This window comes from Candidatus Photodesmus katoptron Akat1 (assembly GCF_000478685.1).
GTDB lineage: Bacteria > Pseudomonadota > Gammaproteobacteria > Enterobacterales > Vibrionaceae > Vibrio > Vibrio anomalopis.
Map to the genome: position 1 here is coordinate 200592 of NZ_AMSD01000002.1, position 17061 is coordinate 217652.

The following is a 17061-nucleotide window of genomic DNA, read 5'->3' on the forward strand; positions in this document are numbered from 1 at the left end:
ACAGAAATAATATTTGAAACTAGTATTGGTTTTTACTTAGATTAACAATTATATTTTTTTATGAATGCTGAGTGATAACCAAGTACTTTTACTTGCTCTAAAGTTTTTTGAGTTAATATATAATTGTTAAACGGTCCTAAAAAAAATCGAAATGTTCTTTTATTGTGTGTGATAAAATTGTCTATTAATAATCTATTTTTCAATTTTTCAGATAAATTTTTTAAATATTGTTTATCTTGTGATGCAGCCAGTTGGATTACATAAGAGCATTTTGTTTTTTGTTGCATATCTTTAGGAGGTGCATCTATAGTTATTGCTTCAATAACTACATTAGCAACACCAGATTTTATCATATCTAATTTAGATGCAGATGCATAACTTAAATCAATAATGCGATTTTTCAGAAATGGTCCCCGATCATTAATTCGTACGATAGTTGATTTACCATTATCTAAATTGATAACTTTAACATAACTTGGAATTGGCAATGTTTTATGCGCTGCTGACATAGAGTACATATCGTATACTTCACCATTTGCAGTTAAGTGACCATGGAATTTTTCCCCATACCAAGAAGCTATTCCTCGTTCAGAAAAATCTTTAGTATTTTTTATAATTAAATAACTATTGCCATTTAAGGTATAATTTTTATTTCCAGCTATACTATATAATTCATATCTTGGGACTACGTCTTCAATATGGTGGAGTGATATAGGTTTTTTAGGAGCCAGATCATTATCAATACTATATCGGGATCTAGAGTGTAAACAGCCAGATAAAAGTAATATTTCTATTATAGTAATAAGTAAAAAAAAATATTTTTGTTTCATATTAATCTATTATATAATTTTTGAAAAAGCGTTTTTATGTGTAGAAATTGACATTAAAATGCCAAAACCAGACATTAACGTGACCATTGATGTACCACCATAACTAACTAGTGGTAAAGGAACACCCACTACAGGTAGAATTCCACTTACCATACCAATATTAACAAACACATAAAAGAAAAAACTTAGTATAATACTGCCGGTAATCATACGACCAAATGCAGTTTGTATATTGCTTGCTAGATAAAGTCCTCGACCAATAATAAATAGATAGATAAAAAAAAGACCTAAAATACCAACTAACCCCCATTCTTCAGCAATTACGGCAAAAATAAAATCTGTGTGGCGCTCTGGAAGAAAATCTAGTTGTGATTGTGTTCCTTGTAACCAACCTTTACCTAAAATACCACCAGAACCAATTGCAATTTTGCTTTGAATAATATGATAACCAGCACCAAGAGGATCATACTCTGGATTAAATAAAGTTCTTACTCTCGTTTTTTGATATTCTAGCATTAAGAAAAACCAAAGTATTGGTAAAAATGCAGCTATGCTCAATAATGTAGCTGCAATAATTTTCCAACTTATACCTGAGAGAAAAATAACAAACATTCCCGATGCAGCAATTAGCATAGAAGTACCCAAGTCTGGTTGTTTAGCAATTAGCATTGTAGGAACAAAAACTATTATTAATGAAATTAATAAAGTATAAAATGTTGGAGGAAAGGTTTTATTTCCTATAAATCGAGCAATCATAAGTGGTACAGCTAATTTTAAAAGTTCTGAAGGTTGAAAACGAACAAATCCAAGATTAAGCCAACGCTGTGCTCCTTTAGTTGCTTCACCTAAAAGAAGTACTCCAAATAATAAAACAATACCAACAACAAACATTAATGGAGCAATAGATTCATAAGTTTTTGGTGATATCTGTGCTAAAAACAGCATAATTCCTAGTGATAATAGAATTCTTATCAATTGACGAACCATTATAGCTAAGTTTTGTCCACTAGCACTATACATAACAATAAGACCAAAACTTATAAGTAATAGAATCCCAAGAAATAGTAGAAGATCAATATGTAATTTTTGAAAAACAGTCCTTTTTGGACCATGTAGTGTATTTAGTTGCATTATTATTAGTCTTTAAGATCTTTTTCTTTTCCTAAAATAGCACGATCAAATATTTTTCTAACAAATGGGCCGGCATGACTAGAACCACCTCCAGCATTTTCTAAGACTACAGTAACAATAAATTTAGGTTTTTTAAAAGGTGCAAAACCAGTAAATAAAGCATGATCACGTAAATGTTCTTCTAAATCTTCAGCTTTATATTCTTCATTTTCAGAAAGAGTAAATACTTGTGCAGTACCAGATTTTCCAGCACTTAAATATTTTGTATTTTTGAATGCCTTTCTAGCTGTTCCTTTTTTTCCGTGGTTTACAAGTTTCATCCCATCAGCTGCAATATTCCAATATTGTTTAGGTATACCTTTGATTGATGGATAGGTTTTGATTTTAGAAATTTTGGTTAAATTAGAATTATGGTCACTATCAATTATTGTCCGTAGTAAATGCGGAGCCATTACTTTGCCATGATTAACTAATATTGAAGTAGCCTTAGAAATTTGTATTGGAGTAGCAGTCCAGTAGCCTTGTCCAATTCCAACTGGAATAGTATCACCTTGATACCATGGGGCGTTGTAGCGATCCATTTTCCATGCTCGAGTTGGCATGTTCGCTTTACTTTCTTCATAAATATCGATGCCAGTATATTTTCCAAAACCAAACATCATCATCCATTTTGAAATTTTATCAATACCCATAGTATAAGCAATTTGATAAAAGAAAGTATCTACTGATTCTTCAATTGCCTTAGAAATATTTACTTCACCATGTCCAAAACGTAACCAATCTCTAAATGGTTTAGCATTAGAATTTGGAATGTTCCAGTACCCTGGATCATTTCTAGTTGTAGTTGGCGTAATAATCCCTTCCTCTAGTGCTGCAATTGATATGAATGGTTTTATTGTAGAAGCTGGTGGATATATGCTAAGAGTTGCACGATTTACCAATGGCCTATTTTTATTATCAATAAGAGAACTGTATATTTTATTGGATATACCATGTACGAATAAGTTTGGATTATAACTTGGACTTGAAACCATGGCAAGTATACTATTATCACTAGGATTTAGTACAATAGCAGCACCTTTCCTTCCATTAAATAATCTATATATGTATAGCTGAAGTTCAATATCTAGGTTTAGAATAATATTTTTACCTGGGATTGCTGGGACATGTTTTAAAATTCGAATAACATTTCCTTGACTATTAACTTCTACTTTTTGGTAACCTGAAGTTCCATGAAGAATTTCTTCATAATACCGTTCAATTCCAACTTTACCAATATTTCTTGTTGCTTGATAATTGGTATTTTTCCCTTCACGAATAAGTTTTTTCATATCTTCTTCATTAATTCTTGATATATAACCTATTATATGGGTTACTCCTTCTCCGTATGGGTAGTAACGTTTAAGACTAGCATTTACTGAAACTCCAGGGTATTTATGTTGATTAACAGAAAATTTAGCAACTTGTTCTGGTGTTAATTGAGTTAATAATGGTATTGATTTGAATCTTAGATTTTGATTTTGTCGCTGTTCTTTTTTAAATGCTTTAATATGTTCAGAAGTGATTTGAGGGAAAATTTGTTGTTGTTTTGCAATCGTATAATCTATATCTTTAACTTTTCCTGGTACAATTTCTAGTTGAAACACAGGACGATTTTCTGCAAGTAAATTACCATTTCTATCAAAAATTAACCCCCTATTAGGTGAAATAGGTACAATTTTAATTCTATTATCATTAGATCGGGTTTGATAATCTTGATATTGATTGATCTGAATATCATATAGGTTCAATAATAATAAACATGTTAATAGTAGAATAACAATAAAAGATACTATGGAAGATTTTTTAAAATATTGTAGTTCTATTTGATAGTCACGAATTGTCGTGCGTTTACGTAACATATGAATCTCGATGAAAATAACAGATATCAGTGGTTTACAATCTGCTTTCAGCAGATTTTTTTATTACTTGAACAATAATCAAGATATAGTAGATGTAGTCTAATTCCAATTATTTTTTATATGTATATTCACTTATATATGGACAGTTTTACACTAAGTTCCTGTAATATAGACCAAGGAGATACATAGTGTTGAACTGTAGTTTTAGTTGCCATTTCACATTGTATAAGCAATTTTATCTGCATTTTGAGAATACTAAAGGAAAGTCTTGACAGTGCAGAAATATAAACATGGTGTTTAGAACGCCATATTTTATGTTTATCAAAAACTTGCATTAAAGTTGAGTTGTTAAGCTCATATTTCATTTGTAATAATTTTAATAGCTCTTTTTGAATAATTCTAATAAGAACGATTGCTTCTATACCTTCATTTTTTAATTGTCGAAGAATGCGTTGAGCTCGATTCGGTTTTGCTAAAAGTAAGGCATCAATCCAATGAAAAGAAGAAAAATGGTTGCAATGACTAAGCGATTCTTTTAATCGAGTTTCGTTGATTTTACAGTCTGGGTAAATTAACATAAGCTTTTCTAAGCTTTGAGAAAGCGCAAATAGATTACCTTCATACCATTGAGCTAGCATTTTTATAGTTTGGTTATCTACTTTTAAACCGAGTACTTTGCATCTAGCTTGAATAAATTGAGGGAATTGATGAATATCAGGCGTAAAGCAATGTATAAAACAACATTTAGATGTAAGTGGATTCAAGCATTGCTGGTTTTCTTTCAGTTTAGACAGTATTTTTCTGTGTATAATTAATAGAATATCATTATTCATCATTTTAATTAAGGTATTTACTTCTCTATTAATTTCTTCTTTTTTTTCGCAAATTTCTAGTTCAATAATACGTTTATTTGATAAAAGACTAAATGATTGACAATAATTAAACACTTGATTCCAATCTAGTTGACGTTCGATCTTAAAATATTGAAATTCATTAAAACCAACTTTTTTTGCTTTTTGATGAATTGCTTTTCGAGATTCTTCAATCAATAATGGTTCATTACCAAGTAATAAATAGATAGAGTAAAGTTGTTTATTTAAGCATTGTTGTAATTTATTTGCTTCAACTCTCATTATAGGTTGGTAATCCCTTTTTTTTATTTGCATTAATATTAGCTTTTAAACTAGCTATTTGACGTATAATTTGAATTGCAGTTAATTGATATATTTCGTTTTTAATCATGTTTTTTTTTACTAAGTTAGCTAATGGTGTAAAAGAATTATCTAGATAGCTACGAGTTACTCTTGTAGACAAAGTTTTAGATGTTAATCCAGGAATTGTAATATTGTACTTGGTTAAAAAAGTTAGTTCCATCTCTGCAATATGCATATTTTGATATAGAGATAAGTTTTGATTATTTATTGTTCCACTAAGTATATGTAAACTAGGTATATTAGTTTCTTCTGGAACAATAAGAATTTTGTTTATACGTAATTGTTCTTTTAGTGCACGAGTAAATGTACTGTCTTGATTATAACTTATTAAAGATATTTTATTGAATGTTTCTGAAGATAGTTCATTATTACGGAAATGGAAACCACAAGCAGAAATTATATTTGTAGTTAAAACAATACAAATTATTTTTAATACAACGGAATACATCGTATGCTAACTTCTTTTATTAGAATTTAATTATGCTCTGTTTTGATAGTGATTTTTTACATTGTAATTGTATATGCTGATAAAGATCATATAGATAAGTATGTTAGTCTGTTACGATATTTATAAGTTTATTTGGAATATAAATTAGTTTATTGATACTCTTAGTATTAATAAACTTAACAATGTTTTTATGATTTAAAATTAACTGCTCTACTTGTTCTTTACTCGAATTAGCGGAGACGATTAGATTTGCACGTAATTTCCCATTTACTTGAGCTACGATAGTGATCGTATCATCTTCTATTAATGCTTTTTCATCAACTTTTGGCCATTTGGCTAAATCTATATCAGAGTTATCTAGTTTATTCCATAATTCATAAGAAATATGTGGAGTGATTGGATATAGCATAAGCACAATTGCTTTTAGACCTTCATCAAGAATAATACGATCTTGCATATTATCTTTAGGAGATCTACTTAGTTGGTTCGCTAGCTTCATAATTGCTGCAATAGCAGTATTAAATGTCTGTCTTCGTTCAATATCATCATTAACTTTAATAATAGTCCTATGTATAGCGCGGCGTGTTTTTTTTTGATTACTAGAGAGTTTAGCAACTTTTCCTATTTCAATAGGGCCTCTTTTTATATGTTCTCGTACTAATTTCCACATGCGATTAAGGAAGCGATTAGCTCCTTCAACACCAGATTCGCGCCACTCGAGTGTCATTTCAGCTGGAGAAGCAAACATTATAAATAAACGAACAGTATCAGCACCGTATTTATCTACCATTTGTTTTGGATCTACACCATTTTTTTTAGATTTTGACATTTTAATCATGCCTGAATGTTCAATTTTTCTGCCTTTTTTATCAATAATTTGTCTAATAACTCCTTTGTTATCACGTTTTATTGTAAGTTCAGAAGGTTTAACCCATTCCTTATTACCTTTATCATTTTTGTAAAAAAATGCATCAGATAAAACCATGCCTTGACATAACAGTCGTTTAAATGGCTCATCAGATGTTACGTAGCCATTATCACGTAGCAATTTATGAAAGAAACGAGCATACAGTAAATGCATACAGGAATGCTCTATCCCACCAATATATTGGTCTACTGGTAACCAATAGTTTGCTTTATCTGATTCAATAATATCATTGGCTTTTGGAGAACAATGACGGGCATAGTACCAAGATGATTCCATAAAAGTATCAAAAGTGTCAGTTTCACGTATTGCAGATTGACCTTTTAAAGTTGTTTTAGCCCAGTTAGAATCTTTATTATATGAAGTGTTTATATTTTTCATTATTACTTCTTCAGGAAGAATCACTGGTAGATCTTCAGTAGATACTGAATGAATTTTACCATCTTCTGTAGTTAACATCGGAATAGGAGCTCCCCAGTAACGTTGACGAGAAACATTCCAGTCACGCAATCGGAAGTATACAGTTTGTTTTCCTTTACCTTCTAGTTTAAGTTTTTCTAAAATTGCATTAGATGCTTCGAAGGAAGTAAGGCCATTGAATTCGCCTGAATTAAATAAGATGCCTTTTTTTGTGTACGGTCTCTTACGAGTATATGTTTTTTTTCCATTTTCTGGTCTAATTACTGGAGTGATCGCTAATCCATATTTAATCGCGAATTCATAATCACATTGATTATGAGCTGGTACTGCCATTATTGCACCTGTTCCATAGTTCATGAAAACAAAATTAGTTACATAAATAGGTATTTCACGACCATTTAATGGATGAATAGCTTTTAAGTTAGTGAACATTCCTTTTTTTTCCATTTTTGCTAATTTAGCTTCAGCTAATGTACTAGTATTAAACAGTTTTTTAATAAATGTAGATAAATTACAGTCAGTTTTTGATATTTTTTCAGCTAATGGATGTTCCGTAGAGATAGCGATATAGGTTACCCCCATGATAGTGTCAAGGCGTTTGGTAAATATTTTTAGTATCGTTTTTTTGTTTTTTATTGGAAAAAAAAGTTCGGTTCCTTCAGAACGACCAATCCAGTTACGTTGCATAGATCTTACCATTTCAGGCCAACCGTCAAGATATTCTAAACTATTGAGGATTTCTTCTGCATATGTGCTAATTTTGATAAACCATTGAGGGATTTTTTTTTGTTTAATAGGAGTATCACAACGCCAACATAGTCCTTGTTCTGCTTGTTCATTTGCTAGAACAGTCTGATCATTTGGACACCAGTTTACTAATGCAGTTTTTTTATAGACTAAATTTTGTTTATACAGCATAACAAAAAATTTTTGTTCCCATTGATAATACTCAGGTGTACATGTTGAAAATTCTCGATTCCAATCGTAACTAAATCCTAAACGTTTAAGTTGTTTTCTCATGTATTGAATATTTTTATAAGTCCATTTAGAAGGTGCTATATTATTTTTAATTGCCGAATTTTCTGCTGGTAAACCAAAAGCATCCCAACCAATTGGCTGCATTACATTTTTTCCTTGCAATCGTTGGAAACGAGATATTACATCACCAATAGTATAGTTGCGTACATGTCCCATATGAAGTTTACCGCTTGGGTAAGGAAACATTGATAGACAGTAAAATTTTTCTTTATTTAAATCTTCTTTAGCTACAAAGGTTTTATTATTTTCCCAGTGTTTTTGAACTTTTTCTTCAATATGATGTGGATTATATTGCTCTTGCATTTAGTAGAATCCGATCTGTTTGGAATTTATTAGTATGGAATAGGATAGAGTTTTTTACTCAGAACATCTAAAGTTAGGTAATATAGTAATACTATATTTTACTTTCAAAAGAAACAAGTCTATTAGATCTGAATATTACTTGAAATGAGCTATTTGCTTTAGATTAGGAGCATATTGTTTAAAGAAACTAACAAATAAACTTAGAAATACTAATATATATAAAGGCCAAGAACCTATAAACGTATAAGGTGTTTTTCCGTACGTTGAAGTTAATTCTGTTTTAAGCACTGCTGTTTTAAATTGAGCAATTTTTTTTATAATATTACCATTATGATCAGTTATTGCTGTGATTCCGTTATTGGTGGCGCGAATTAAGGGTTTTCCTAGTTCTTTAGCTCGCATTCGAGCAATATTCATATGTTGAAATGGCCCTATTGAGTCTCCAAACCAAGTATCATTTGAAAGGGTAAGAATAAAGTCTGTATCATTTGTGATATTTTTTCTTAGTCTTTCATTAAAAATAATTTCATAGCAAAGTGCTGGAGCCATATATGTGCCATTAATATTTATGTTCTTTTGAATAAAATTACCTTGGCTAAAAGAGGACATAGGTAAATTTAAAATTGCTCCAAATGGTTTTAAAATATTTCTAAATGGAATAAATTCACCGAAAGGAAGTAAGTGATATTTATTATAACGTTGATTTGAATTACGATCATATTTTTCTGGTTTTTCATTTCCAATTACCAATATGCTATTATAATGCTTAATCTTATCTTCACTTCGACTTAGTATACCAGTGATAATTGAACTATTATGAGTTTTTGCAGATAGATCTAGGTATTGAAGGAATAAAGGAATTTCATCTTCAAAAGCTGGAATTGCAGCTTCTGGCCAAATAATTATATCTGAATCCCAATTTTTTTGAGTTAAATCAGTGTATTGAATAATTGTTGGCCATCGTTGATTGGGCAACCATTTAGTAGTTTGATCTATATTGCCTTGAATGAGAGCAATTTTAGTTACGTTATTAGGATTTACTGTTACCCAATCTATGTTATTTAGAATACATCCAGTCATCATAGCTACAATTGGGATTAGTAAGGTTATCCAAACTTTTTGTATAATAGAAAATGCTATGGATGAAGAGCAAAGAATAACTATAAATGTTATAAATTCTACTCCTCCTAAAGGAGCAAAGTTAGCTAGTGGAGATTCAATTTGACTATATCCTAGCCACAGCCAAGGAAAACCAGTCATTATCCAACCCTGTAACCAATCAAAAATTAACCAAAGTGAAGGTATCGCTAAAAAAAAACGTATCTTATTATTTTTTGAAAAAAACTTATTTAATGTCCAAGAAAAGAAAGCAGAATAAGTAGAGAGATAAGCAATTAGTAATATTACTAAAAAAAGACTAGTAAATTTATTCATGTCACTAAAATTGTAAATGCTAGAATGTATCCAGCTTATGCTTGTTGAAAATTCTCCTATACCCCATGCATAACCAATTAATAGTGCTAATTTTTCAGAACATTTATTTAGAAGTAAAAATAGAAATAAAGGGCTAATAATAGCAAGAGGCCAATTTTTGTATGGAGAAAAAGATAAAGTTACTACCATTCCAACAAAAGCAGCTGAAATAGTTTTCACTAGCAAAGTAGTTAGGTTTGAGGTCATGTTTTATTTTATAATTTAAGGAGTTGTTTTAGATAATTTTATTGATGGTTCTTTTTCAGGAATAGTAACTTGTAGTTGTATCACACGTCTGTTATTGGCTGATGTAATTTTAAAGCTATAATTATCAATTATTATCACTTCTCCACGGGATGGTAAATGCCCTAATGCTGTCATTACTATACCACCTATTGTATCGACTTCATCATCACTGAAATGGGTGCTGAACATATTATTAAATTCATCAATAGTAGTTAATGCTTTTACAGAAAATGTTCGCTTGCTTAATTTTTTGATTTTTACTCCTTCTTCATTGTCAAATTCATCTTCAATTTCACCAACAATTTCTTCAAGGATGTCTTCAATTGTAACTAAACCTGAAACTCCACCAAATTCATCTACAACAATAGCCATATGATATCGTTCTTTACGAAATTCTTTAAGTAAGCGATCAACACGTTTGCTTTCTGGAACTACCACAGCAAGACGTATGACTTGCTCTATATTAAAATTAGGACTATTTGAACCTAAATATTTAAGTAAGTCTTTAGCTAATAGTATACCCTCAACATGATCTTTATCTTCACTAATTATTGGATATCTAGAATGTTGCGCATTAGTAATTAATGCTATTAGTGTATCTAAATCATTGTTTTTATCTATAGTAACCATTTGTGATCTCGGGATCATAATATCCCGTACTCGCATTTCTGAAATTTGAATAACACCTTCTAACATATCACGCGTGTCATGATCAATTATATTATTTTTTTCTGAATCACGAATTGTATCTACTAACTTTGAAAGATCTTCAGATTTACCTTGAAAAATACTTAGGATTTTAAAGAAAGATTCCCTATTCCAATTAGTAAATTTTAATTTCTTTTTTTCAGTGGAAAAGGATGAGTTATCTTCGTTCATTATTCTCTCTAAAGTTTAAATACTCTTATTTAAAGCATTATGTTTAATATAAATTTATTCCCTTACTTTGTATTATTAGAGGTACGGGTCTGCAAAGCCTATTTTTTTTATAATAGTTGTTTCTAGAAATTCCATTTTTTTAGCTTCATTATCCTTGATGTGATTATAACCTAATAAATGCAGGCTTCCATGTATAATCATATGAGCCCAGTGAGCCATTAAAGGTTTATTTTGTTGAATGGCTTCTTGTTCGACTACTTGTCTACAAATTACTACATCACCTAATAGGTTTGATTTTATATTGAGAGGAGCTACAAAAGGAAACGAGAGTACATTAGTTAATGTTTTTTTCCCTCTATATTGATAATTTAAATTTTGGATTTCTTTTGAGTCTACAATGCGAATGGTGATTTCGCTATAAGGTTCTATTATCAAAGCTGTTAACCATAGATAAATAGTGCGTTTAGAAGGAAGTCCATTATTGTTTTTAACAGCTAATTGTAGATCGAGTTTGATTGTCATTGCTTGTTTTCACTTTCATTTCAAGAAATTTATGCTGGTGTTCTAATTGTTTTAAATTATTTATCAATAAATAATTTATTGATTACAACCACTCATTAACCAAAACATCATTGGTTAATGAGTTTACCCTGAAGAGAATGTGATAATATATCTGTAATTTTCACATCAATAAATTGACCAATCAAATCTAAAGAACCTTTAAAGGTCACAACGCGATTATTTTCTGTTCGAGCACATAAATAGTCAGAAGATTTTTTAGATAAACCTTCCACTAGTACTCGTTGTTTAGTATTAAGCATACGATTAGAGTAGTTAATTGCTTGATTATTAATTGTTTTTTGTAGTTTATATAATCGATTTTTTTTAACTTGTTCAGGGATATCACACGGATAAGTCGACGCAGGTGTTCCAGGACGAGGTGAGAAAATAAAACTGAAACTCATATCAAAATTGATATCTTTTATAAGTTTCATCGTATCTTCGAAATCTTTATCTGATTCGCCAGGAAATCCAACAATAAAATCAGAGCTGATCTGTATATTTGGGCGAACTTCACGCAGTTTTCTAATAATAGATTTATATTCAATAACAGTGTGTGAGCGTTTCATCATAGTTAATATTTTATCACTACCACTTTGTACTGGTAAGTGTAAAAAACTGGCAATTTTAGGTGTGTCTTCATAAACAGCAATAATATCATCAGTGAATTCTATTGGATGGCTTGTAGTAAAACGAATACGTTCTATTCCTCGAATTGAAGCTACTAAACGTAAAAGTTCTGCAAATGAACAAATCTTACCGCTATGAGTTAATCCTCTATAGGCATTAACATTTTGTCCCAATAAATTTATTTCACGTACCCCTTGTTCTGATAATTGATTAATTTCAAAGATTATATTATCTATTGGACGACTCACTTCTTCACCACGAGTATATGGCACTATGCAATAACTGCAATATTTTGAACATCCTTCAATAATAGATACGAAGGCTGTGGCATTTTTTGTACGAGGAGCAGGTAAACTATCAAATTTCTCAATCTTGGGAAATGAAATATCTATGATAGGTATTTTATTATTCATAGATTCTTCAATCATTTTAGGAAGCCGATGTAATGTTTGTGGACCGAAAATGATATCAACGAATGGTGAACGTTTTCGAATATTCTCTCCTTCCTGCGTGGCAACACATCCACCAACACCTATAATTAGACCTTGTTTATTGTTTTTTAGCTTTTTCCAACGTCCAAGTTGGTGAAAAAGCTTTTCCTGTGCTTTTTCTCTGATAGAACAAGTGTTTAGTAGTAATACATCTGCTTCATCTGGTCTTTCAGTTAATTCATAATTGTTGCTGACATTAAGTAGATCAATAATTTTTGATGAATCGTATTCATTCATTTGACAGCCCCAGGTTTTAACTAGAAGTTTTTTGTTCATTTTATTCCCATTTTAATTTCAATTTATTATAAGCATAATATGTATAAAGTTATAAAAAATAAATTTTTTGATAACTCTAAATTGTTTCGTGTGATATGTTGATTGTTATGTTCTAAATAATTAAGTGGTATAATTAAAATTAAAACTTATTATAGCAAAAGTTCTGAATTGAAAATGACTCATTATGATATAATTGTAATTGGCAGTGGTATGATTGGTACTGCTGTTGCATTAGGTTTTGCCAAGCAAGGTCGCCAGGTTATGATAGTTGAACATTATCAATTAGATAAATTTATAGCTAATCAACCGATGGACCTTCGAGTTTCTGCTATTTCTCAGGCATCAGTACAATTATTAAAGCAAATTGGTGCTTGGGATACAATTATGGATATGAGAGTATGTCCTTATCGTCGATTAGAAACCTGGGAGTTTTCAGAGAATCGACTTTGCTTTGATAGTCAAATTATGGGTTTATCCCAGCTCGGTTATATTATAGAGAATCGAATAATTCAATTAGGTTTGTTAGAACAATTTTCTAAATATGAAAATTTAGTGATTTCTTGCCCTGACAAGCTTAAACACATAGAATTCAATAGCTCTAATAATAGAGTATTTTTAGAATCCGGAAAAAAACTTATAGCTAAATGGGTTATTGGTGCTGATGGTAGCCATTCTTTAGTTAGAAAATTAGCTAATATTAGAATTATTGCTTGGGATTATCGACAATATTGTCTTTGTATTAATGTAAAGACTGAATTATCTCAGCAAGATATTACTTGGCAGTATTTTACTTCTAGCGGTCCTCGCTCATTTTTGCCACTATGTGGGAACCATGCCTCATTGGTTTGGTATGATTCACCAAATCGTATTAAAGAACTGTTTTCTATGAATTCAAAGCAATTATGTCTTGAAATTATGGAACATTTCCCTAAAAATCTTGGAAAGATCCAAGTATTGGAAAAAGGGTTTTTCTCTTTATTAAGGTCCCATGCTCGGAAATACTTAAATAAAAGGTGTGTATTGGTTGGTGATGCAGCTCATACAATTCATCCTTTAGCTGGTCAAGGAGTTAATATGGGTTTCAAAGATGTTTCTTCTTTATTAAAAATAAGTGATAAAGTTAAAATAGATGAAGTTTTGTTTTCACAATATGAGGAGCAACGACGATTTGATAATTTACTAATGCAAAATGGTTTAGAATTACTTTATCAAGGGTTTGGCAATGATATTTTACCATTAAAAATTGCGAGAAATGCTATGATTAAGTTTATTGATAGTTCAAAAATTATTAAGAAACGGGCACTAAGGTATGCTTTAGGTCTATAAACGATATGAATTCATAGTCTTAAAAAGCTAGTAGAACATACGTAACTACAATCTAAAACAGTGCTCCACTAGCTTTTTAACGTGTTTCATGTTAATAAAATATTATTTACATATTACATGTAATATTGAAGTTTCACCGACAATTACAGGACCAGAAAATTTATGCAATTTTTTGATTTTATCCATATTAGAAATAACGACTGGAGTTAAAGTAGACTTAGCTTGTTTTTCTAGAAATGGCAAATCGAATTCAATAATTGTTTCCCCCGCTTTTACCAATTGTCCTTCTCGTGCTATACGTTTAAAGCCTTTACCTTTTAATTCAACTGTATCAATTCCAAAGTGAACAAATAGCTCAATACCATTGTTAGATTTAATAGAAAAAGCATGATTTGTCTCAAAGATTTTACCAATAATACCGTCAACTGGAGATGTCATTTCTTCATTAATAGGTTTAATAGCAATGCCGTCACCAACAACTTTTTCAGCAAAAACAACATCTGGTACATCTTCTATATTTACAAGATTGCCAGATAGAGGTGCAATTATTTCAGTAAAATTAACATGTTCACTACTATCTGATACCAGGTTTTTTATCTTGTTTAAAAAACTCATTATGTCATGTTCCTCCCAATGTTTATTTTTTCCCCTAGCATATTTCTTATGATTTAATATTAGTAGATTTATCTGAGTTTTTTAGATATAAATTGTTCCGTATAAGTTTTAATCTCATTAGATGTTGAGAAAGAAAGGATATCCTTTGCCATTGTCTTCATTTCTTTAAATTTTAAATTTCGGATAACATTTTTTACTCTTGGGATAGAAGTTGCACTCATTGAGAACTCATTCAATCCCATACCTAGTAATAGTGGTGTTGCTTGTTCATTTCCTGCCAGTTCACCACACATACCAGTCCATTTACCTTCAGAATGAGAAGCATCAATCACTTGTTTGATCATAGTTAGTACTGCTGGTGATAATGGATCGTATAAATGCGATACTGACTCATTTCCTCGATCAACCGCCAATGTATATTGAGTTAAATCATTTGTTCCAATAGAAAAAAAATCAACTTCCTTTGCTAGGTGCGATGAAATAGCTACAGCAGCTGGAGTTTCAATCATTATACCAATTTCAATTTTTCTATCAAATCTATACTTTTCACTGCAAAGCTCTACTTTATACTCTTCAATTGCTTTTTTAAGCTCACGAATTTCTTCAACAGAGATAATCATAGGAAACATAATTCGTAATTTCCCATATATGGAGGCGCGTAGAATGGCACGTAATTGATCACGTAAAATATTACGATGATTTAAACTAATTCGTATAGCACGTAGTCCTAGAAATGGATTCATTTCTTTTGGTAGATCCATGTACGCTAAATCTTTATCACCACCAATATCCATAGTTCGGATAACTACTGATTTTCCATTCATTAATTTTGCAACTTGCTTGTATGCTATATATTGCTCCTCTTCAGTTGGAAAAGAATTACGGTCCATAAATAAAAACTCAGTACGATATAAGCCAATACCTTCAGCTCCATTATCAACTATATTATCACATTCCTTAGGACTTCCTATATTGCCACATATTTTTATTCTATGATTATCTAAAGTTTTGGCTGGAAGAGTTTTTAATTTTGTTAATTTTTCTTGTTTTTCTATAAATATATTTTTGATTGTTTTTGCTTCATAAAGTTCACTTTCAGATGGGTTTATAATAATTTTATTATTTATAGCATCAAGTATTAGTATATCACCAGTCTTGACTTGTTCTGTAATATTATTAGTGCCAACAATAGCTGGTAGTTCTAGAGAACGAGCCATAATTGAAGTGTGTGAAGTAGAACCACCAATATCACAGATAAATCCTATGACGTAATTTAAATTGATTTGTGCTGTTTCAGAGGGAGTAAGATCATGTGCTACTAAAATAACCTCTTCTTTGATGTCACATAAAGATATAATATCGCTACCTTGAACATTTTTTATAAAACGTTTTTTTATATCGCGAATGTCTATCGCACGTTCCTGTAAATATGTATCTTTTAAAGATTCGAGTGTAGATGCTTGTTTTTCAAAAACGGTGTGAATAGCATTATCAGCATGCATTTTATCTTGTTCAATAAGTATCAGAATCTCTTGTTCTAATTCTTCATCTTCAAGAAGCATGATATGACCTTCAAAGATTGCTTCTTTTTCTCCACCAAATGTTTCAAGTGCTTTTTGCTTGATCGCTTTTAATTGTGATGAAGATTTATTACGTCCGTCAAAAAAGCGTTGAATTTCAACTTTAATTTGATCGTTTGAGATAGAGCGTGTATTAAGGGAAATATCATCTTCTTTGAGGAGTAATGCCTTACCGAAAGCAATACCTGGAGATGCTAGGATGCCTGAAATCATAGCGTTACCTTAAATTGGTTAATTGTATAGACGGTAGAGAATGTAAAATACTAACTACGAGGTATATACATTTTTTCTATTTTTATTTAGCATAGCTAAAATACCTTTATTAGAAATGAGTTTTATATACATTGAAAAAAAGTCTAGTGTAGCTTGTTTACTAGATTGGCTAAATGCTCTACAGCTTGCTGAGCTTGTGGTCCTTCTGCTGCAATAGTTAATTCAGTTCCTTTTACTAATCCAAGAGTTTGTAGTTTAAATAGGCTTTTAGCACTAGCACTTCTTCCATTAGAAGTTACAGTAATATTTGCATCAAATGATTTAGCTTCTTTAACAAATTGCGCAGCAGGACGAGTGTGAAAACCGTTTTCGGCAGTGATTTCTACTTGTTTCTCATACATTATTATATACCCCGATTGATTTTAAATTTAGCTCTCTTAAATAAGCTAGTTCCTTCTTACTTTAAATTTAGCTCTCTTAAATAAGCTAGTTCCTTCTTACTTGGCGGAAGAGTAGCATATTTTATAATTAAAACTACTATTTGTTTTAGGTTTCGAAAGT

General features: G+C 30.6%; 13 protein-coding genes and 1 pseudogene. 1 reads left to right on the forward strand and 13 read right to left on the reverse strand.

Translation table 11 applies throughout. The annotated features are described in order from the left end of the window. Positions 1-41: 41 nt before the first annotated feature. The 10 genes and pseudogenes from O1U_RS03445 to miaB form a co-directional block, all read right to left on the reverse strand. Positions 42-830, reverse strand: a complete 789-nt coding sequence (locus O1U_RS03445; protein ID WP_016504010.1) for a septal ring lytic transglycosylase RlpA family protein — start codon at positions 828-830, stop codon at positions 42-44. Positions 831-839: 9 nt separating this feature from the next. Beyond that, positions 840-1961 carry a rod shape-determining protein RodA gene (gene rodA / locus O1U_RS03450; RefSeq protein ID WP_016504011.1) on the reverse strand — a complete coding sequence of 374 codons (1122 nt, stop codon included), beginning with the start codon at positions 1959-1961 and terminating at the stop codon, positions 840-842. Between the two features lie 5 nt (positions 1962-1966). Then, on the reverse strand, positions 1967-3862 hold the full coding sequence (mrdA, locus tag O1U_RS03455) for a penicillin-binding protein 2 (protein WP_016504012.1): 1896 nt from the start codon (positions 3860-3862) through the stop codon (positions 1967-1969). Between the two features lie 128 nt (positions 3863-3990). Further along, positions 3991-5028 carry a DNA polymerase III subunit delta gene (gene holA, locus O1U_RS03460; RefSeq protein WP_241761347.1) on the reverse strand — a complete coding sequence of 346 codons (1038 nt, stop codon included), beginning with the start codon at positions 5026-5028 and terminating at the stop codon, positions 3991-3993. Next, positions 4985-5524, reverse strand: a complete 540-nt coding sequence (locus tag O1U_RS03465) for an LPS-assembly lipoprotein LptE (RefSeq protein WP_016504014.1) — start codon at positions 5522-5524, stop codon at positions 4985-4987. Before O1U_RS03465 ends, holA begins: the two co-directional genes overlap by 44 nt. 103 nt (positions 5525-5627) lie before the next feature. Beyond that, a complete protein-coding gene (gene leuS, locus O1U_RS03470) occupies positions 5628-8210 on the reverse strand; it encodes a leucine--tRNA ligase (RefSeq protein WP_016504015.1) in 2583 nt (860 codons plus the stop codon). 135 nt (positions 8211-8345) lie between these two features. After that, positions 8346-9890: an apolipoprotein N-acyltransferase gene (gene lnt, locus O1U_RS03475; protein WP_016504016.1), complete on the reverse strand. Its 1545-nt coding sequence runs from the start codon at positions 9888-9890 to the stop codon at positions 8346-8348. Positions 9891-9905: 15 nt separating this feature from the next. Next, a complete protein-coding gene (corC, locus tag O1U_RS03480; RefSeq protein WP_016504017.1) occupies positions 9906-10808 on the reverse strand; it encodes a CNNM family magnesium/cobalt transport protein CorC in 903 nt (300 codons plus the stop codon). A gap of 75 nt (positions 10809-10883) precedes the next feature. After that, positions 10884-11330 carry an rRNA maturation RNase YbeY gene (gene ybeY / locus O1U_RS03485; RefSeq protein WP_016504018.1) on the reverse strand — a complete coding sequence of 149 codons (447 nt, stop codon included), beginning with the start codon at positions 11328-11330 and terminating at the stop codon, positions 10884-10886. A gap of 116 nt (positions 11331-11446) precedes the next feature. Next, positions 11447-12766 (reverse strand): annotated as a pseudogene (gene miaB, locus O1U_RS03490) (tRNA (N6-isopentenyl adenosine(37)-C2)-methylthiotransferase MiaB); the annotation flags it as partial. Positions 12767-12940: 174 nt separating this feature from the next. On the opposite strand from miaB, the gene O1U_RS03495 reads away from it, so the two are divergent. After that, the gene (locus O1U_RS03495) at positions 12941-14092 is read left to right on the forward strand and encodes an FAD-dependent monooxygenase (RefSeq protein WP_016504020.1); all 1152 of its coding nucleotides are present in this window, start codon (positions 12941-12943) and stop codon (positions 14090-14092) included. 102 nt (positions 14093-14194) lie between these two features. Here O1U_RS03495 and crr read toward each other — a convergent pair whose 3' ends face one another. The 3 genes from crr to O1U_RS03510 all read right to left on the reverse strand — a co-directional run bounded on the left by crr (position 14195) and on the right by O1U_RS03510 (position 16901). Next, a complete protein-coding gene (gene crr / locus O1U_RS03500; protein WP_016504021.1) occupies positions 14195-14707 on the reverse strand; it encodes a PTS glucose transporter subunit IIA in 513 nt (170 codons plus the stop codon). Positions 14708-14775: 68 nt separating this feature from the next. Next, positions 14776-16500: a phosphoenolpyruvate-protein phosphotransferase PtsI gene (ptsI, locus tag O1U_RS03505; protein ID WP_016504022.1), complete on the reverse strand. Its 1725-nt coding sequence runs from the start codon at positions 16498-16500 to the stop codon at positions 14776-14778. A 143-nt stretch (positions 16501-16643) separates the two neighbouring features. After that, the gene (locus tag O1U_RS03510) at positions 16644-16901 is read right to left on the reverse strand and encodes an HPr family phosphocarrier protein (protein ID WP_016504023.1); all 258 of its coding nucleotides are present in this window, start codon (positions 16899-16901) and stop codon (positions 16644-16646) included. Positions 16902-17061: the final 160 nt, after the last annotated feature.

Coding starts and splice junctions, on each gene's coding strand:
- O1U_RS03445 (WP_016504010.1), bottom strand. CDS start 830: ATGAAACAAAAATATTTTTTTTTACTTATTACTATAATAGAAATATTA.
- rodA (WP_016504011.1), bottom strand. CDS start 1,961: ATGCAACTAAATACACTACATGGTCCAAAAAGGACTGTTTTTCAAAAA.
- mrdA (WP_016504012.1), bottom strand. CDS start 3,862: ATGTTACGTAAACGCACGACAATTCGTGACTATCAAATAGAACTACAA.
- holA (WP_241761347.1), bottom strand. CDS start 5,028: ATGCAAATAAAAAAAAGGGATTACCAACCTATAATGAGAGTTGAAGCA.
- O1U_RS03465 (WP_016504014.1), bottom strand. CDS start 5,524: ATGTATTCCGTTGTATTAAAAATAATTTGTATTGTTTTAACTACAAAT.
- leuS (WP_016504015.1), bottom strand. CDS start 8,210: ATGCAAGAGCAATATAATCCACATCATATTGAAGAAAAAGTTCAAAAA.
- lnt (WP_016504016.1), bottom strand. CDS start 9,890: ATGACCTCAAACCTAACTACTTTGCTAGTGAAAACTATTTCAGCTGCT.
- corC (WP_016504017.1), bottom strand. CDS start 10,808: ATGAACGAAGATAACTCATCCTTTTCCACTGAAAAAAAGAAATTAAAA.
- ybeY (WP_016504018.1), bottom strand. CDS start 11,330: ATGACAATCAAACTCGATCTACAATTAGCTGTTAAAAACAATAATGGA.
- O1U_RS03495 (WP_016504020.1), top strand. CDS start 12,941: ATGACTCATTATGATATAATTGTAATTGGCAGTGGTATGATTGGTACT.
- crr (WP_016504021.1), bottom strand. CDS start 14,707: ATGAGTTTTTTAAACAAGATAAAAAACCTGGTATCAGATAGTAGTGAA.
- ptsI (WP_016504022.1), bottom strand. CDS start 16,500: ATGATTTCAGGCATCCTAGCATCTCCAGGTATTGCTTTCGGTAAGGCA.
- O1U_RS03510 (WP_016504023.1), bottom strand. CDS start 16,901: ATGTATGAGAAACAAGTAGAAATCACTGCCGAAAACGGTTTTCACACT.